Annotated in this window: 15 protein-coding genes; 13 read left to right on the top strand and 2 right to left on the bottom strand. The window is 62.3% G+C overall.

Annotated features, from left to right (window positions below; all coding sequences use genetic code 11):
* Positions 1 to 85 precede the first annotated feature (85 nt).
* From tpiA to ACZ5YV_RS06285, 3 genes are all read left to right on the top strand, one after another.
* Positions 86 to 829 (top strand): triose-phosphate isomerase, encoded by a 744-nt coding sequence (tpiA, locus tag ACZ5YV_RS06295; RefSeq protein WP_464789048.1) that lies wholly within the window; start codon positions 86 to 88, stop codon positions 827 to 829.
* A 171-nt stretch (positions 830 to 1000) separates the two neighbouring features.
* A complete protein-coding gene (secG, locus tag ACZ5YV_RS06290) occupies positions 1001 to 1378 on the top strand; it encodes a preprotein translocase subunit SecG (RefSeq protein WP_464789047.1) in 378 nt (125 codons plus the stop codon).
* 91 nt (positions 1379 to 1469) lie between these two features.
* On the top strand, positions 1470 to 3101 hold the full coding sequence (locus ACZ5YV_RS06285; RefSeq protein ID WP_464789046.1) for a CTP synthase: 1632 nt from the start codon (positions 1470 to 1472) through the stop codon (positions 3099 to 3101).
* 323 nt (positions 3102 to 3424) lie between these two features.
* On the opposite strand, the gene ACZ5YV_RS06280 is transcribed toward ACZ5YV_RS06285, so the two are convergent.
* Both ACZ5YV_RS06280 and ACZ5YV_RS06275 read right to left on the bottom strand, forming a co-directional pair.
* Positions 3425 to 4702, bottom strand: coding sequence for a serine hydrolase domain-containing protein (locus ACZ5YV_RS06280; RefSeq protein WP_464789045.1), 1278 nt, complete (start codon positions 4700 to 4702; stop codon positions 3425 to 3427).
* 115 nt (positions 4703 to 4817) lie between these two features.
* On the bottom strand, positions 4818 to 5954 hold the full coding sequence (locus ACZ5YV_RS06275; RefSeq protein WP_464789044.1) for a PQQ-dependent sugar dehydrogenase: 1137 nt from the start codon (positions 5952 to 5954) through the stop codon (positions 4818 to 4820).
* Between the two features lie 169 nt (positions 5955 to 6123).
* Here ACZ5YV_RS06275 and rimP point away from each other — a divergent pair, with 169 nt between their 5' ends.
* The 10 genes from rimP to ACZ5YV_RS06225 all read left to right on the top strand — a co-directional run bounded on the left by rimP (position 6124) and on the right by ACZ5YV_RS06225 (position 17488).
* The gene (gene rimP, locus ACZ5YV_RS06270; protein WP_464789043.1) at positions 6124 to 6648 is read left to right on the top strand and encodes a ribosome maturation protein RimP; all 525 of its coding nucleotides are present in this window, start codon (positions 6124 to 6126) and stop codon (positions 6646 to 6648) included.
* Between the two features lie 12 nt (positions 6649 to 6660).
* Entirely contained in the window at positions 6661 to 8232 is a 1572-nt protein-coding gene (gene nusA / locus ACZ5YV_RS06265) for a transcription termination factor NusA (RefSeq protein WP_464789042.1), read from the top strand.
* A gap of 7 nt (positions 8233 to 8239) precedes the next feature.
* Positions 8240 to 8476, top strand: a complete 237-nt coding sequence (locus tag ACZ5YV_RS06260) for a tautomerase family protein (RefSeq protein ID WP_464789041.1) — start codon at positions 8240 to 8242, stop codon at positions 8474 to 8476.
* A 141-nt stretch (positions 8477 to 8617) separates the two neighbouring features.
* A complete protein-coding gene (locus tag ACZ5YV_RS06255; RefSeq protein ID WP_464789040.1) occupies positions 8618 to 9274 on the top strand; it encodes a DUF448 domain-containing protein in 657 nt (218 codons plus the stop codon).
* 68 nt (positions 9275 to 9342) lie between these two features.
* The gene (gene infB / locus ACZ5YV_RS06250; protein ID WP_464789039.1) at positions 9343 to 11928 is read left to right on the top strand and encodes a translation initiation factor IF-2; all 2586 of its coding nucleotides are present in this window, start codon (positions 9343 to 9345) and stop codon (positions 11926 to 11928) included.
* Between the two features lie 99 nt (positions 11929 to 12027).
* Entirely contained in the window at positions 12028 to 12429 is a 402-nt protein-coding gene (gene rbfA / locus ACZ5YV_RS06245; RefSeq protein WP_464789038.1) for a 30S ribosome-binding factor RbfA, read from the top strand.
* Positions 12430 to 12446: 17 nt separating this feature from the next.
* Positions 12447 to 13436: a tRNA pseudouridine(55) synthase TruB gene (truB, locus tag ACZ5YV_RS06240; RefSeq protein ID WP_464789037.1), complete on the top strand. Its 990-nt coding sequence runs from the start codon at positions 12447 to 12449 to the stop codon at positions 13434 to 13436.
* Between the two features lie 19 nt (positions 13437 to 13455).
* On the top strand, positions 13456 to 13725 hold the full coding sequence (gene rpsO / locus ACZ5YV_RS06235; protein WP_022681215.1) for a 30S ribosomal protein S15: 270 nt from the start codon (positions 13456 to 13458) through the stop codon (positions 13723 to 13725).
* 269 nt (positions 13726 to 13994) lie between these two features.
* Positions 13995 to 16325, top strand: a complete 2331-nt coding sequence (gene pnp / locus ACZ5YV_RS06230; RefSeq protein WP_464789036.1) for a polyribonucleotide nucleotidyltransferase — start codon at positions 13995 to 13997, stop codon at positions 16323 to 16325.
* Between the two features lie 146 nt (positions 16326 to 16471).
* Positions 16472 to 17488: a sensor histidine kinase gene (locus ACZ5YV_RS06225; protein WP_464789035.1), complete on the top strand. Its 1017-nt coding sequence runs from the start codon at positions 16472 to 16474 to the stop codon at positions 17486 to 17488.
* The last annotated feature ends 43 nt before the right edge of the window (positions 17489 to 17531 follow it).

The raw sequence follows: 17531 nt of genomic DNA, 5'->3' as shown, positions 1-17531 counted from the left end.
AATGCGGTGCCTTTGTCCATCGGCCTGTCGGGGCTGGTCCGGCGCGGGCTGGCGGATGGACGAATGACTGAAGGGGTATGGATTGATGGGCAGGCGTAAGCTGGTGGTCGGCAACTGGAAGATGAACGGCCTCCGTTCACAGCTGCCCGAAGTCGAAGCGATCGGCGCGCTGGCGGCTGAGCGTCCGGTGGTCGAGGTGGGGCTGTGCCTGCCCGCGACGCTGATCGCGGCGGCCGATCAGGTCAAGGGCGGCGCCTTTGTCGGCGCGCAGGATTGCCATATGAATGATAGCGGTGCGCATACGGGCTGCCTGTCGGCTGCGATGCTGGCGGAAGCGGGTGCGAGCTGGACGATCGTTGGCCATAGCGAACGGCGGCAGGATCAGGGCGAAACGGACGCCGATGTCGCGGCCAAGGCGCTCGCGGCTAAGTCTGCGGGTCTGAAGGTCATCCTTTGCGTCGGTGAAAGCCTTGAGGTGCGCGACGCTGGCGGGGCCGAAGGCGTTGTGGCGGCGCAGCTGCTGGCATCGCTGCCGGAAGGCGCGGCGGCGGACTGGCTGGCGATCGCCTATGAGCCGATCTGGGCGATCGGCACCGGGCGAATCCCGACGATGGACGCGGTCGAAACCATGCACAAGGCACTGCGGGCGGCGTTGGCTGGCCGGATTGGCGATGGCGAAGCGGGTGCCATGCGCATCCTCTATGGCGGGTCGATGAATGGTGAGAATGCGGCCGAGTTGATGGCGATCGAGGATGTCGATGGCGGCCTGGTGGGCGGAGCGAGCCTGACCGCGGCGAAATTCGGGCCGGTGATTGCGGCTGCGGGATGAGAGGTTGGAAGCGATTGCTGGGCAATCGCACCGACCCCCGGCCCTTCAAACGAATCACGTGCCTCGTTTGAACTTGAAAGGGAGGGGGGTTAGGGATGGCTCCCGGTTGCCCCGGCGGCGCTTCAACGCTATGGGCTCCACAACGCACCCCATTGGGACAGATATTCTCGCATGTTCACCTTCATCCTCGTCGTGCAGGCCATCGTGGCGGCCCTGCTTGTCACCGTCATCCTGATGCAGAAGTCGGAAGGCGGCGGTCTGGGCGTGGGTGGCAGCCCGGCGGGATTGATGTCTGCTCGGGGCGCGGCGGATTTTCTGACGCGATCGACGACGGTGCTGGCCACTATTTTTGTGATGCTGTCGGTCGTTCTGGCCGTGATCGCATCGGTGCAGCATGCGCCGAGCGATATCGATACGTCGCTGGTGAAGCAGGCGCCGACGGCACCCGCCACCCCAGCACCGGCCGGTAGCGCCGATCCGCTGGCCGGTGCGGCAGGCGCTGCAAGCAACGGTCAGGCCGCAAATGGCGCGGTTCCGCTCGCCAACTGAACTTTTCGTTCAAAATTCCGATCTTTTTTTGCTCGTGCGTGGATTCGCGCGCTTGCCCAACTTGTTTGTAAAAGGCTAAGCCTCCTCTCCCATGGCGCGGTATATTTTCATCACCGGCGGCGTGGTCTCCTCGCTTGGCAAGGGCCTTATGGCCGCATCGCTCGCAGCACTGCTGCAGGCGCGAGGTTTCCGCGTGCGTATCCGGAAGTTCGACCCCTATCTCAACGTCGATCCGGGCACGATGAGTCCGTATCAGCATGGCGAAGTCTATGTGACCGATGACGGGGCGGAAACCGACCTCGACCTTGGCCATTATGAGCGGTTTACGGGGGTTTCCGCGCGGCAGTCGGACAATGTGACGCAGGGCCGCGTCTATCAGACGATCATCCAGCGCGAGCGGCGCGGCGATTATCTGGGCGCGACAGTGCAGGTGATCCCGCACGTCACGGACGAGATCAAGTCGTTCGCGATGGCCGAGTCCGATGATCTGGATTTCGTGCTGTGCGAAATTGGCGGGACGGTCGGCGACATCGAATCGCTGCCGTTCATGGAAGCCATTCGTCAGCTGCATAATGACCTTGGTCGCCGCCAGTCGATCTTCGTCCATGTGACGCTGGTCCCCTATATCGCAGCGGCGGGCGAGCTGAAGACAAAGCCGACGCAGCATAGCGTGCGTGAACTCACCTCGCTCGGTATTCAGCCGGACATTCTGCTCTGCCGCTGCGAACATCCGCTGCCCGACAGCGAACGGGCGAAGATCGCGCTGTTCTGCAACGTCCGGAAGGAAGCGGTGATCCCCGCGCTCGACGCCAGCAGCATCTATGCGGTGCCCGCGCAATATCATGCCGAAGGGCTGGACGAGGAAGTGCTGCGAGCCTTCGGAATCGACGACGCGCGCAAGCCGACGCTCGATCGCTGGATGGACATCATGGACCGCCAGCAGAACCCCGAAGGCGAAGTGACGATCGGCGTCGTGGGCAAATATGTCGGCCTGCCGGACGCCTACAAGTCGCTTTACGAGGCGCTGACCCATGGCGGTTTCGCCAATCGGGTGAAGGTGAAGATCAAGTGGATCGACGCCGAATTGTTCGAGAAGGGCGATGATGTCGCCGCCAGCCTGGAACCGATGCACGGCATTCTGGTCCCCGGCGGCTTTGGCGTGCGCGGATCGGAAGGCAAGATCGCCAGCGTGAAGTTCGCCCGTGAACGCAATGTGCCTTTCTTTGGCATCTGCCTTGGCATGCAGATGGCCTGCATCGAAGGCGCGCGGAACACGGCGGGAATTGCCGAGGCGTCCACCACCGAATTTGGCGAGACGTCAGAGCCGGTCGTTGGCCTCATCACTGAATGGATGGGCAAGGAAGGCTTGCAGAAGCGCACGGCCGAAACGGACCTGGGCGGCACGATGCGCCTTGGGGCCTATCCGGCCAAGCTGACCGGCAACAGCGTGGTCGCGGGCATTTACGGCACGAGCGAGATCAGCGAGCGGCATCGTCATCGCTATGAGGTGAATGCGGGCTATCGCGAGGCGCTGGAGAAGGGCGGGCTGATCTTTTCGGGCATGTCGCCGGACGGAACCTTGCCGGAAATTGTCGAGCGGCCGGATCACCCTTGGTTCGTCGGCGTGCAATTCCATCCGGAACTGAAGTCCAAGCCGTTCGACCCGCACCCGCTGTTTGCGAGCTTTATCGAAGCGGCGGTGAAGCAGAGCCGGTTGGTTTGATCGGCCGGCGCGTTTTCCAGAGCATCGTGCGCAAAAGTGGGAACCGGTTTTGCGCTTAAGAAGGATGCGATAACAAAAAACTAGAGCGCGCTGCGTCCGATTAAACGCAGCGCGCTCTAAGCAGATGGGATCATCTGCTGGCTCGGAAAATGCGGCAGAGCGAAATCCTGGAGCATCCGGGCCGATGCAATCGGATCCGAATCTGCTCCAGGTCGAAGTTGGATAAGCTACTGATTTTTTGACTTCGTCACCCCGGACCTTGATCCGGCGGTTCTGCTTGGTTCCGCTGTTGGACAGGCGAACATCGGTTTGCTCGCCAGCCCTTATAATATCCTGGCCGAAGCCAAATCCGCATGGACTGCGTTCGGCAGTTTCATCGCGAAGTCGAAGACCGACAGGTTGTTGATCAAGCCGGTCACCCGAAGCCGCTGCGCGGGCGCGATGACGCCGATCGTTCCCGCAGCGCCCAGCCAGCCGAACAGGCCTTTGAACCCGCCATGGTCAGCAATGCAGCCGCCCGCGCCAAATCCGACCACCCCAGGAATGCCCACATAGCTGCGCATGTTGACGCCCTGTGGCAGAAGGTTGGAGGTTCCAACCGTCACCGCGGTAGGCGGCAGGACCGCTGCTCTGCCCAAACGGCCCTCATTCGTCAGCATGGCCAGGAAACGGTCGTAATCATGGGCCGAGGAGATGAGGCCGCCCCCGCCCGAAGGAAATGCGGGCTTATTCAGGAAGATGGAGGTCGGACCTGCATCGACCACGGTCAATTTGGCGCCTCTGCCCGTATAGCTTGTGACGAGACGCGCCTTCTTGTCTGCTGGCACATCGAAGAAGGTGCTGTTCATGCCAAGAGGTGCGAAGAACCGCTGCTCCAGAAACTGTTCAAAGGGCATGCCTGCCACCAGCTCTATGATGTGGCCCAGCAAATCCAGCCCGACCGAATAGCTCCAGGCTGTGCCGGGGTCTGAAAGAAGCGGAGCTGCCGCGAGCCGCTCGGCGAATTGCTTGAGGCTGGAGGGGGGCGCTTGCTCCAGTCGTTCAGCGTTGCTGAGCAGGTTCTGCTTCAGTCCCAGCTGTTGATATACCGCCTTGAGCGGCCCGCTCATCGAAGGCCCACCACCAAGACCGGCGGTGTGGGTCAGCAGGTGACGGATCGTCATGACAGAAGCGGCGGGGCGCGTTTCGAGGCTTTGGCCGGGGTTGGTCAGAACGCGCATATTCGCAAAGCCGGGGAGGAAATCGGCAACCGGCTGGTCGAGCTTCATCCGGCCCTCGGCGATCAGCAGCATCACAGCCATGCCGGTAATGGGTTTCGTCATCGAGTAGATGCGGAACAATGTGTGCTCATCCACTCGGCGCGGGTTGTCCAGGGCGATCGTGCCGCTGCTCACATAGGCTGGGCGATCAGTTCCACGACCGATCGCCACGATTGCTCCGGGAGCGGCTGGCTCCCCGATCACGCCGTTCACCATGCCCCTAACTGCGGGGAAGCGTTCGGCAGCGGCGCGTGCGCGTACCGGCGCGGCACTCATAAGACCGAGGCAGGCTGCACCCTTCAGCAGATCGCGCCGTAAGAACACCGAATGTGGCATGGTCATCCTCCCCCTTATTGTCGCTCTCTAAGGTGTAGATGGTATACAGGGCCGGTCAACGACCGAGACGTGACCACGCAAGGCGCGCGATCGCCGCATGAGCTGTCGGGCAGACCGCATATCAATCCGCTGGCGTCAGTTTCAACAGTCGGCCCTGCGATCCCTGGCCGCCATCCTCCAGCAGCCAGAGCGCGCCATCCGGGCCTTGCTCCACTTCCCGAATCCTTGCGCCCATGTCCCATTGGTCGGCTTTCGACGCATTCTCGCCGTCCAGTTTCACGCGCACCAGTGACTTGCTGGACAGGCCGCCGATGAACAGGGAGTTTTTCCATTCCGGGAAAAGGTCGCCTGAATAATAAAGCAACCCGGCCGGTGAAATGACCGGGTTCCACGAGAGTTTTGGTGCTTCAAACCCGTCATGTGGACTGTGGTCCGGTATCAGCGTGCCGTCATAATGGTCGCCGTTCGACGCCTTGGGATAGCCATAGTTAAGGCCCGGCTTGATCAGGTTGACCTCGTCACCGCCCTTTGGCCCCATTTCCTGTTCCCACAGCCGCCCGTCCTTGTCGAACGCGATGCCGAGCAGGTTGCGGTGGCCGTAGGACCAGACGGCAGGATGGAATCCCTTGGCCGCGAGGGGATTGCCTGCGGCAGGCGTCCCGTCGAGATTGAGGCGCAGCACCTTGCCGAGCGTGGCCTTGGGGTCCTGGGCTGGGTCGAACTTCTGGCGTTCGCCGTTCGTGAAGAAGAGGTAGCGGCCATCGGGGGAAAAGGCGATGCGGCCGGAATAATGGCCGTTGCCTTCGACATAGGGGGTCGCGCGGAAGATGGTTTTTATGCCGTCGAGCTTTGTCGTTCCGTCGCTGGCCTGGTTGAAGATGCCCGTGGCGAGCGCGACACCTTTGCCGCCGGGGCCGCTTTCGGAAAAGCTGAAATATACCGTTTTGTTCTGCGCGAACTGGGGATGAAGCACGACATCCATGAGCGCGCCTTGGCCCGCGCTGTCGACTTTGGGAATGCCGGCGACCGGAATCTTTGTTCCGTTCTTGGGGTCGAAGAGGATCATCTCGCCTGCCTTTTCGGTGACGAGCGCGCGGCCATCCGGCAGGAAGGTCATAGCCCAGGGCGAATCGAAATCCGCGATGATGGAAGTCTTGAAGGGCTTTTCCGCAGGGGCGGCGCTGTTCTGGCCGGTGGCGTTCTCGGAAGAACAGGCCAGGAGGAGGAGGGGCAGGGCGTTGATCAGGACCCGATTCATTTCAACCTCCGTTCGTCGCATGCCTTCAGAAATCCTGCGCACGAATAATGTTGCAGCATTATATCTTCCCCCCTATATCGCCCTTGCTTCCTTACATCGTCAAACATGTCGGGGTCGCAGGCGGGAACGCTTGCGGCGGCGGGAGCGCATTTATTCTGTTGGAGACTGCATGGCGGACATCGCCGAACTGACCGCGCTGATCGAACCGGAGGTGAAGGCCTTGGGGTTTGACCTTGTGCGCGTGAAGCTGTTCGGGTCCGGCGATGAATATACGTTGCAGATCATGGCGGAACGGCCGGAAACCAAGCAGCTTGTTATCGAGGATTGCGCCGCTATCTCGCGCCGCCTGTCCGATGTGCTGGATGAAGCTGATCCGATCGAGGAAGCCTATCGGCTGGAGGTCAGCTCGCCGGGTATCGATCGGCCGCTCACCCGCCTCCACGACTTTCTGGAATGGGCCGGGCATGAGGCGAAGATCGCCACCAGCGAAACGGTGGCGGGGCGCAAGAGCTTTCGCGGTACGCTGAAGGGCGTCGAAGGCGATGAAATTCAGTTCCAGGATAATAAGGCTGGGGATGTCTCCATCCCCTTCGCGCTGGTCGGCGATGCCAAGCTGATACTGACCGACGCGCTCATTTCTGCTAGCATGCCGCTCTCCTCCGATGGGGCGGACGAGTTCGAAACCGAAGAGTAAGGGTTCACGACCATGGCCAACGCCATTTCCGCCAACAAGGCCGAGCTGCTCGCTATCGCGAACAGCGTCGCCACCGAGAAGATGATCGACAAGGCGATCGTTATCGAGGCGATGGAAGACGCGATCCAGCGCGCCGCTCGCGCACGCTATGGTGCGGAAAATGACATCCGCGCCAAGCTGGACCCCGAAAGCGGCGACCTGCGCTTGTGGCGCGTCGTCGAGGTGGTCGAGGCCGTCGATGACTATTTCAAGCAGGTTGACCTGAAGCAGGCGCAGAAGCTGAAGAAGGATGCCGTGATCGGCGACTTCATCGTCGATCCGCTGCCTCCGATTGATCTGGGTCGTATCGACGCGCAGTCGGCCAAGCAGGTGATCTTCCAGAAGGTCCGCGACGCCGAGCGCGAGCGCCAGCATGAAGAGTTCAAGGACCGCGTGGGTGAAATCATCACCGGCGTCGTCAAGTCCGTCGAATTCGGCCATGTCGTCGTGAACCTCGGTCGCGCCGAAGGCGTGATCCGCCGCGACCAGCAGATCCCGCGTGAAGTCGTCCGTGTCGGCGACCGTATCCGTTCGGTCATCCTGAACGTGCGCCGCGAAAATCGCGGGCCGCAGATTTTCCTGTCCCGCGCGCATCCGGAGTTCATGAAGAAGCTGTTCGCGCAGGAAGTGCCCGAAATCTACGACGGCGTCATCACCATCATGGCAGCTGCCCGCGACCCGGGCTCGCGCGCCAAGATCGGCGTTATCAGCCGCGATTCGAGCATTGATCCGGTCGGTGCCTGCGTCGGCATGAAGGGTAGCCGCGTGCAGGCCGTCGTGCAGGAAATGCAGGGCGAAAAGATCGACATCATTCCCTGGTCGGAAGATACCGCGACCTTCGTCGTCAACGCGCTCCAGCCTGCTCAGGTCGCCCGCGTCGTCATCGATGAGGAAGAAGAGCGCATCGAAGTCGTCGTTCCCGATGATCAGCTGTCGCTCGCCATCGGCCGTCGCGGCCAGAATGTCCGCCTCGCCAGCCAGCTGACCGGCAAGGCCATCGACATCATGACCGAGGCCGACGCGTCCGAGAAGCGCCAGAAGGAATTCGTCAGCCGCTCCGAACTGTTCCAGAACGAACTGGACGTGGACGAAACGCTGTCGCAGCTGCTGGTGGCCGAAGGCTTTGGCGAGCTGGAAGAAGTCGCCTATGTCAGCATCGACGAACTGGCGTCGATCGAAGGGTTCGACGACGATCTCGCCGCCGAATTGCAGAACCGCGCGCAGGAAGCGCTCGACCGCCGCGAAGCCGCTGCCCGTGAGGAACGCCGCGCTCTGGGCGTCGAAGACGCGCTGGCCGACATGCCGCACCTCACCGAAGCCATGCTGGTGACGCTGGGCAAGGCGGGCGTGAAGACGCTGGACGATCTGGCCGATCTCGCGACGGACGAACTCGTCGCGAAGAAGCGCGTGGACCAGCGCCGCCGCCGTGAGAATAAGGACGAGGATAAGGGCGGGATTCTCGCCGAATATGGCCTCAGTGAAGAGCAGGGCAATGAGATCATCATGGCCGCCCGTGCGCACTGGTTCGAAGGCGAGGAAGCCTAAGCGCCCCATGCCCTTTGTCGATATCCGTCTGGCCGGAAACGCCACCCGTGAACAGAAGGCAGCGATCGTTGCCGACGTCACTCAGTCGCTCGTCGAGCGGCTGGGGAAGTCGGCCGCTGCCGTGCAGGTGGTGATTTCCGAAATCTCGACGGAGAATTATGGGTCGGGCGGGCAGCTGATTGCTGATCGCGCGGCTGCCTCCAGCCCTGGGGAGGACGCCAATGCCGCGGTCACTTCCCGATGAGAGGCTAAGCTCCAACATCGTCAGTCATGGGATGTGCTCCTGCGAAGGCAGGAGCCCAGTCCTGGCCTCGCACCTCCATGAAAGTGCGGAGCTGGGTTCCTGCCTGCGCAGGAGCACAACGCTTCACGGGGAGGCGCGCCCATGACCGAACGTAAATGCATCCTGTCCGGTGATCGCGCCGATCCGGAAATGCTGATCCGCCTCGCCGTCGGACCAGAAGGCCAAGTGCTGCCCGACATTCGCGCGAAGGCACCGGGCCGAGGCGCGTGGATCGGTGTTCCTCGCACCGAACTCGAACAAGCCCTCGCCAAGGGTAAGCTGAAGGGCGCACTCGCCCGCGCGTTCAAGACCGGCGAGTTACAAATCCCGGACAATTTGCCGGACCTGATCGAGGACGGCCTGCGCAAGGCTTTGCTGGACCGCTTGGGCCTGGAGGCGAAGGCATCCATGGTCCTCACCGGATCGGAAAAGATCGACGTCGCCTGCCGTCAGGCCAAGGTGCAACTGCTGCTTCACGCTAGTGATGCTGCGGCCGACGGCAATCGAAAGCTCGATCAGGCGCTGCGCGTGGGACAGGAAGCGGAAGGAACGGATTTGGCGGGCGTCGTCTTGCCTGTGGACCGACAGGCCCTATCTATGGCAATGGGGCGGGACAATGTCGTCCATATCGCAGTGACCGACTCGCGAGCCGCGTCGCGTCTGCGTACGGCCATCGGCCGCTTGGAAAGCTATCTGGGTTGCGCTACCGAGGCGCCCGTGCATGGGGAGCATGACTCCGCCGGTGCACTGGGCGCCTGACGAGCATGGAATGAAGGCGCCGACGGGCCTTGCCGGTCGGATGTAAGTGAAGGGTACAGTTCAGTCGTATGAGTGACAGCAAGGAAGACAAGCCGGTTCTGGGCCGCAAGCCGCTGGGCATCAAGCGGACCGTTGAATCCGGCCAGGTGCAGCAGCAGTTCAGCCATGGCCGCAAGAATACGGTCGTGGTTGAGGTGAAGCGGCGCCGCATTCTGGGCAAGCCGGGCGAAGCCGGTGCGCCCGTGGCTGCGCCTCAGGCTGATCCTGCCCCGGCGCCCGCCGCAGCGGCCCCCGCGCCTCAGCCGCAGGCTCGCGCGCCTCAGCCCGCCGCTCCGGCGCGCCCCGCTCCGCCGCAGAGCCTGATGTCGCGTCAGGAATTGCAGGCGAAGCTGCTGCGCGAGGCGGAAGAAGCCCGCATGACCGCGCTGGAAGATGCGCGCCGCCGCGAAGACGCGCAGCGTAATGCCGCGAGCGAGGATGAAAAGCGTCGCGCCGAGGAAAATCGCCTGGCTGCGGAAGCTGCCGAGGCCGAAGCCGCGCGCCGTGCCGAAGATGAAGCCAAGGTCGCCGAGCAGCAGCCCGAGCCCGAGGCTCCTGCAGCGCCTGTCGTCGAGGAAAGCTCCGAAGCGCGTCCCGCTGCCGCTCCGGCTGCGACCGGTTCGGCTGTGCCGCCGCCGCGCCGCTTCACCCCGGTTGCCCCGATCAAGCGTCCCGAACCGGCCAAGCCGGATCGGGCCAAGCGGGCGGGCGAGGATAATCGCCGCCAGTCGGGCAAGTTGACCGTCACGCGCGCGCTTGCGGACGATGACAGCGCTCGTGCCCGCTCGCTCGCCGCATTGAAGCGTGCCCGCGAAAAGGAACGTCGCGCCCATTATGCCGGTGGCGCGCAGCAACGTGAAAAGCAGGTTCGCGATGTCGTGGTGCCTGAAAGCATCACGGTTCAGGAACTCGCCAACCGCATGGCCGAAAAGGGTGCGGACCTGGTGAAGTCTCTGTTCAAGATGGGCACCGCCGTCACGCTCAACCAGCCGATCGATCAGGATACGGCGGAACTGCTGGTCGAGGAATTCGGCCACCGCATCCAGCGCGTTTCCGATGCCGACGTTGAAATCGGTATCGAGGGCGAAGTCGATGCGGCAGAGACGCTGAAGCCCCGCGCGCCGGTCGTGACGATCATGGGTCATGTCGATCATGGCAAGACATCACTGCTTGACGCGCTGCGCGGGACCGATGTGGTCGCGGGCGAAAGCGGCGGCATCACCCAGCATATCGGCGCCTATCAGGTGACGACCAAGGGTGGCGACGTCATCACTTTCCTCGACACGCCGGGCCACGAAGCCTTCTCGGAAATGCGCGCTCGTGGCGCGAACGTCACCGACATCGTCATCCTGGTGGTGGCGGCCGATGACGGGCTGATGCCGCAGACGATCGAGGCCATCAACCATACCAAGGCGTCGGGCGTGCCGATGATCGTCGCGATCAACAAGTGCGACAAGCCCGAAGCCAATCCGCAGAAGGTGCGCGAGCGCCTGCTGAGCGAGGAAATCGTTGTCGAGGATATGGGTGGCGACGTGCAGGACGTGGAGGTTTCGGCGCTCAAGAAGACCGGCCTTGACGAACTGATCGAGAAGATTCTGCTTCAGGCTGAAGTCATGGAACTGGGTGCCAACCCCGATCGCGCAGCCGAAGGCAATGTGATCGAGGCGCAGCTCGACAAGGGCCGTGGCGCGGTTGCCACCGTGCTGGTCCGCAAGGGCACGCTCAAGGTCGGCGACACGTTCGTCATCGGCGCCGAAAGCGGCAAGGTGCGCGCTCTGGTTAACGACAAGGGTCAGAATGTGAAGGTCGCAGGGCCTTCGACTCCGGTCGAGGTGCTGGGGCTTTCGGGTGTTCCTCTGGCGGGCGATCAACTCACGGTCGTGGAGAATGAAGCGCGTGCTCGCGAAGTGGCAGCTTACCGTCAGGAACAGGCGACCAAGAAGCGCACCACCAACGCCCCGACCAGCTTTGAACATATGTTCTCTGCGCTCAACACGACCGTCATCGAATATCCGGTGGTGGTGAAGGGCGACGTGCAGGGTTCGGTCGAAGCTATCGTGACGGCGCTCAACCGCATCTCGACGGATGAAATCAAGGTCCGCGTTCTGCACTCGGGTGTCGGCGCGATCACCGAAAGCGACGTCACACTGGCCGCTGCCAGCCGAGCGCCGCTGATCGGCTTCAACGTGCGTCCCAATGCCAAGGCGCGTCAGTTGGCGGAGCGCGAGAAAATCTCGCTGCGCTATTATGACGTGATCTACGACTTGCTCGAAGAGGTTCGCGGCGAAATGGCGGGCCAGCTGGCTCCCGAGCGCATCGAAACCATCGTCGGCCGCGCCGAAGTGCTTCAGGTGTTCCCAGCGGGCAAGAAGGACAAGGCGGCTGGTCTGCTCGTCCTCGACGGCATCATCCGCAAGGGGCTCAATGCGCGCCTTACCCGCGACGATGTCATCGTGTCGCGTACCCACATCGCTTCGCTTCGCCGCTTCAAGGACGATGTGTCCGACGTGCGTGCGGGCATGGAGTGCGGTGCGGTGCTGCAAGATACGAACGACATCAAGGCTGGCGATACGCTGGAACTGTTCGAGGTCGAGGAACGCGCACGGACGTTGTGATCAGGAAAGTGCGTCACCCCAGCGAAAGCTGGGGTCTCGTGCCTTCTGGTCGTCCATAGCCGTCTGAGATCCCAGCTTTCGCTGGGATGACGAGGATTGATGATGTCCAATCAACCTGAAGGCCCCTCCGTCCGCCTCCTCCGCGTGGGCGAACAGGTGCGCCATGTCCTGTCCGACATTCTCCAGCGCGGCGACGTGCATGACGAGGTGCTGGCCAAACATGTGGTCAGCGTCACCGAGGTTCGCATGTCGCCTGACTTGCGGCATGCCACCGTGTTCGTGAAGTCGCTATTGGGTCAGGATGAGGAGGCGGTGCTGAAGGCGCTGCGCACCAACACCGCCTATCTACAGCGCGAGGTCGCCCATCGGATAAGCCTCAAATATGCGGCCAAGCTCAAATTCCTGGCGGACGAGAGCTTTGACGAGGGTAGCCATATCGACAAGCTGCTGCGTGATCCCAAAGTCGCGCAGGATCTTGAACAGCCGGATGATGAGGGCTGACGCGCTGCGTTGATCCCATGCACGGCTGGATCATCCTCGATAAACCGCACGGGCTTGGCTCGACGCAGGCGGTGAGTGCGGTGAAGCGTGCGTTGCGGCACAGTGGCGCGGGCAAGTGGAAGGTGGGCCATGGCGGCACGCTCGATCCGCTTGCGACTGGCGTGCTGCCGATCGCTGTTGGGGAAGCGACGAAGCTTGCCGGGCGAATGCTCGACAGCGACAAGATCTACGACTTCACGATAGCATTTGGCGCCCAGACCGACACGCTGGACCTTGAAGGAAAAGTGATTGCACAGAGTGATCACCTGCCGACGCTCGGCGAAGTGGAAGCAATACTACCCTCCTTCACCGGCCCGATCGAGCAAGCGCCGCCAGCCTATTCCGCCATCCTGATAGACGGCCAGCGCGCCTATGATCTCGCGCGGGCTGGGCAGGATGTCGAGATGAAGCTGCGGTCGGTGGTGATCCACGCGCTCACCATCTCCTCTCTCCCGGGCGGGCTAGAGCAGCTTGGAGAGGGGCAGGGCGGCGCAAACCCCTCTCCAACTCCGGCTAGGCAGCAAGCTGCCGAGCCTCCATATCCTCTCCCCCTCGCGGGAGAGAGGATCGCCGAAGTCACCCTCACCGCCCATGTCTCCAAGGGCACCTATATCCGCTCCCTCGCCCGCGACGTCGCGATCGCGCTCGGCACGGTCGGTCATGTCACCATGCTCCGCCGCGTGAAGGCAGGGCCATTCACCCTCGAATCCGCTATTTCGCTGGACAAATTGGACGAAGCTGCTAGGGGCGGCGGCATCGCGCAGCTCATGCTGCCGCTGACCGCAGGGCTGGACGACATCCCGGCTCTTGCAGTCTCTCCCGATGACGCGCTGGCTCTCCGACAGGGGAAGGTGCTTGTGGGGAAACCGCATACCGGTCTCATGCTGGCGATGGAGGGCGACACGCCCGTCGCGCTGGTCGAGGCCAGTGGCCCTGAAATCAGGGTGGTGCGCGGCTTCAATCTCTAGATGTTACGAAAGGAAGCCGATGTCGATTACTGCTGAGCGCAAGGAAGCGCTGATCAAGGAACATGCCCGCGCCGAAGGCGATACCGGTTCGCCGGAAGTCCAGGTTGCGATCCTCTCGGAGCGCATTTCGAACCTGACCGAGCATTTCAAGGGTCACCACAAGGATAACCACAGCCGTCGCGGCCTGCTCATGCTGGTCAACAAGCGCCGTTCGCTGCTGGACTATCTGAAGAAGAAGGATGGGGCGCGGTATACCGACCTCATCGCCAAGCTGGGCCTGCGTAAGTAAGCCTGCTAAAGAAGGAGCGGCCCCCGCGCGGGGCCGTTTCTGATTCTGACAACATGGCGTCTGGCAATTCGGCACGGCGCCATGAAACGGGGAACTTTCCCCACACCGTTAGCCCTGAGTTCATCGAAGGGCATCTCTTGCTTGAAGAGAAGGGAAGGGCTTCGACAAGCTCAGCCCGAACGGAGGAGAGATAGGCTCTCCACTCATGGGCCACCGGCCCACCAAAGGCCCCGCCCGGCAATAGGGCCGCGCGGGCGAAGGAAAACATTATGTTCGATGTAAAGAAGGTATCAATCGAGCTGGGCGGCAAGACCCTCACGCTCGAAACCGGCCGTATTGCGCGTCAGGCTGACGCCGCCGTGCTGGCGACCTATGGCGAAACCGTGGTGCTGTGCGCCGTGACCGCCGCCAAGTCGGTGAAGGAAGGACAGGATTTCTTCCCGCTGACCGTCCATTATCAGGAAAAATATTCCGCAGCCGGCCGTATCCCCGGCGGCTTCTTCAAGCGTGAGCGCGGCGCGACCGAAAAGGAAACGCTGACCAGCCGCCTGATCGACCGCCCGATCCGCCCGCTTTTCCCCGAAGGCTTCTACAACGAAATCAACGTCATCGCCCAGGTGCTGTCGTTCGATGGCGAGAGCGAGCCCGATATCGTCGCGATGATTGCCGCTTCGGCAGCGCTCACCCTGTCGGGCGTGCCCTTCATGGGTCCGATCGGCGCTGCCCGCGTCGGCTACAAGGATGGCGAATATCAGCTGAACCCGTCGATGGATCAGGTGAAGGAAGGCGAACTGGACCTGACCGTCGCCGCTACCCATAACGCGGTGATGATGGTCGAATCCGAAGCCAAGGAGCTTTCGGAAGACATCATGCTCGGCGCTGTCCTGTTCGCCCATGAAGCGAGCAAGAAGGTTGTCGAGGCGATCATCCAGCTGGCCGAGAAGGCCGCGAAGGATCCGTGGGAAGTCGCCAAGGGCGAGGACCTGGATGACCTGAAGAAGAAGCTGAAGAAGCTGATCGGCAAGGACATCACCGCTGCCTACAAGCTGACAGACAAGTCGGCTCGTTCGAACGCGATCAACGAAGCCCGCGCCAAGGCGAAGGCATTTTTCGCGGAAGAGGGCCTCGACGCCCAGACTGTCATGGCTGGCATCAAGCTCACCAAGAAGCTGGAATCGGAAATCGTCCGCGGCGCGATCATCAAGGATGGCAAGCGCATCGACGGCCGCACCACCACGCAGATCCGCCCAATCGAAGCGATGGTCGGCTTCCTGCCGCGCACCCATGGTTCGGCGCTGTTCACGCGCGGTGAAACGCAGTCGATCTGCACCACCACGCTGGGCACCAAGGACGCCGAGCAGATGATCGACGGCCTGAACGGCGTCTATTATGAAAACTTCATGCTGCACTATAACTTCCCGCCCTATTCGGTCGGTGAAGTCGGCCGCTTCGGCGCGCCGGGCCGTCGTGAAGTGGGTCATGGCAAGCTGGCATGGCGTGCGCTGCACCCCGTGCTGCCCAGCAAGGAAGATTTCCCCTACACCATCCGCGTCCTGTCCGACATCACCGAGTCCAACGGCTCGTCGTCGATGGCGACGGTTTGCGGCGGTTCGCTCTCGATGATGGACGCGGGCGTTCCGCTGAAGCGTCCGGTGTCGGGCATCGCCATGGGCCTGATCCTGGAAGGCAAGGAATTCGCTGTATTGAGCGATATCCTGGGCGACGAAGATCACCTGGGCGACATGGACTTCAAGGTGGCGGGTACGGAAAACGGCATCACCACCATGCAGATGGACATCAAGGTTGCCGGCATCACGCAGGAAATCTTCGAAGTCGCCCTGCGTCAGGCGAAGGAAGGCCGCGCCCACATCCTGGGTGAAATGAGCAAGGCCCTGTCCTCGACCCGCACCGAACTGTCGGCGCACGCCCCGCGCATCGAAACGATCCAGATCGACAAGTCGAAGATCCGTGACGTCATCGGCACCGGCGGCAAGGTCATTCGCGAAATCGTCGCGGAAACCGGCGCGAAGGTCGATATCGACGACGAAGGCATCATCAAGATCAGCTCGTCCGACATCGACCAGATCGAGGCCGCCAAGAAGTGGATCCTGGGCATCGTCGAGGAAGCGGAAGTCGGCAAGATCTACAACGGCAAGGTCGTCAACATCGTCGACTTCGGTGCGTTCGTGAACTTCATGGGTGGCAAGGACGGCCTCGTCCACGTGTCCGAAATGAAGAATGAGCGCGTCGAAAAGCCGACCGACGTCGTGTCGGAAGGCCAGGAAGTGAAGGTCAAGGTCCTGGAGATCGATCCGCGCGGCAAGGTTCGCCTGTCGATGCGCGTCGTTGACCAGGAAACCGGCGAAGAGCTGGAAGACACCCGTCCTGCCCGCGAACCGCGCGAACCCCGTGGTGATCGCGGCGACCGTGGCGACCGTGGCCGTGGTCCCCGTCGTGATGGCGGTGATCGTGGCGGTCGCGGTGGTGACCGTGGCGGCGATCGCGGCCCGCGCCGTGATCGTGGCCCGCGTCCCGAAGGCCGTGGTGGTGACGATGACGGCTCCAACGCTGGTCTGCCGGACTTCCTGACCCAGGACTGATCGGTTCCAAACCATCAGGTTAAGCAAAATGAGAAGGGCGCCCCCGCCGGGCGCCCTTTTTCGTTTAGAGCCCAAACTCCTTGACTTCGATCAATTGGAGATTGCCAAACTTCTGTTACTGTGCAGCGCGATTTCAGGGGGATAAGATGCAGCGTTCCAATGAAAGGTTCGTCGAGCGCCTTCCTCTCGTGCTTCGGCGGCCAGTATACGCCTACGCCGTCTCGGCCCTGTTTTGTGGCATCGCCCTTGCCCTCAGGCTGACCGCGCAGGACTTCCTGCCGATCGGCTATCCTTTCGTATCCTTCTTTCCCGCTGTCATCCTTTCGACTTTTTTGTTCGGGCTGCGTCCCGGCATATTTGCGGGGATAGTTTGCGGAATATTGTCCTGGTACTTCTTCATCCCGGCGGGTGCTGGTGGCGTCCTTGATGGTGGCGTCATCCTCGCTCTTATTTTCTATGCGGCCGTGATCGCCATCGACATCGCGCTCATTCACTTGATGCAGCGGGCCAATTTCAACCTTGCCGTGGAACGGGAACGCAGCCGTACGCTGGCGGAAAATCGGGAACTTCTGTTCCACGAATTGCAGCATCGCGTTTCCAACAATTTGCAGGTCGTAGCAGCAATGCTGTCATTGCAGCGGCGCCATGTAGACGATGAACTGGCGAGCAGGGCGTTGGACGATGCCGCCAGCCGCCTTGCGCTGATCGGTCGGATCAGCCGTGCATTGTATGATCCGGCAGAGGACGGGCAGGACCTGCATGCCTTTCTGACGCGGCTGACGGCAGATGTGCTGGAGGCGAGTGGGCGGGACGACATTCGCGTTATCGTCAGCGCTCCACCGGGTTTGACGCTGGAATCCCACGTCGCCGTGCCGCTCGCGCTGATCGTGGCGGAGGCGGTGAGCAATGCCATTGAACATGGCTTGCCCCGTCGTGGCGGGACGATCGAGGTGTCGCTGGAGGATTCGAGCGGGACGCTGTCGCTGAAGATCGCTGACGACGGCGACGGCCTCTCGCCCGATTTCGAGATCGAGAAGGGCAATTCTATCGGCCTGCGCATTGCAAGCGCGCTGGCGAGTCAGCTCAGCGGTCAGTTCGGCCTGCACGCGCGACCGGAAGGCGGCGCAATCGTCCGGTTGGACCTGCCCGTGCAGGCGCGTTGAGAGCCTGAAGCGTCCGCACGCTATTCTGCCGCTTGGCGAGTGC

Source organism: Sphingobium sp. TomTYG46, from assembly GCF_055396345.1.
Note: the sequence above shows the minus strand (reverse complement) of the source record. Positions and strands in the feature narration are given on the sequence as shown.

Coding starts and splice junctions, on each gene's coding strand:
- tpiA (WP_464789048.1), top strand. CDS start 86: ATGGGCAGGCGTAAGCTGGTGGTCGGCAACTGGAAGATGAACGGCCTC.
- ACZ5YV_RS06275 (WP_464789044.1), bottom strand. CDS start 5,954: ATGAATCGGGTCCTGATCAACGCCCTGCCCCTCCTCCTCCTGGCCTGT.
- ACZ5YV_RS06260 (WP_464789041.1), top strand. CDS start 8,240: ATGCCCTTTGTCGATATCCGTCTGGCCGGAAACGCCACCCGTGAACAG.
- secG (WP_464789047.1), top strand. CDS start 1,001: ATGTTCACCTTCATCCTCGTCGTGCAGGCCATCGTGGCGGCCCTGCTT.
- ACZ5YV_RS06280 (WP_464789045.1), bottom strand. CDS start 4,702: ATGACCATGCCACATTCGGTGTTCTTACGGCGCGATCTGCTGAAGGGT.
- rimP (WP_464789043.1), top strand. CDS start 6,124: ATGGCGGACATCGCCGAACTGACCGCGCTGATCGAACCGGAGGTGAAG.
- rbfA (WP_464789038.1), top strand. CDS start 12,028: ATGATGTCCAATCAACCTGAAGGCCCCTCCGTCCGCCTCCTCCGCGTG.
- pnp (WP_464789036.1), top strand. CDS start 13,995: ATGTTCGATGTAAAGAAGGTATCAATCGAGCTGGGCGGCAAGACCCTC.
- nusA (WP_464789042.1), top strand. CDS start 6,661: ATGGCCAACGCCATTTCCGCCAACAAGGCCGAGCTGCTCGCTATCGCG.
- infB (WP_464789039.1), top strand. CDS start 9,343: ATGAGTGACAGCAAGGAAGACAAGCCGGTTCTGGGCCGCAAGCCGCTG.
- rpsO (WP_022681215.1), top strand. CDS start 13,456: ATGTCGATTACTGCTGAGCGCAAGGAAGCGCTGATCAAGGAACATGCC.
- ACZ5YV_RS06225 (WP_464789035.1), top strand. CDS start 16,472: ATGCAGCGTTCCAATGAAAGGTTCGTCGAGCGCCTTCCTCTCGTGCTT.
- ACZ5YV_RS06255 (WP_464789040.1), top strand. CDS start 8,618: ATGACCGAACGTAAATGCATCCTGTCCGGTGATCGCGCCGATCCGGAA.
- ACZ5YV_RS06285 (WP_464789046.1), top strand. CDS start 1,470: ATGGCGCGGTATATTTTCATCACCGGCGGCGTGGTCTCCTCGCTTGGC.
- truB (WP_464789037.1), top strand. CDS start 12,447: ATGCACGGCTGGATCATCCTCGATAAACCGCACGGGCTTGGCTCGACG.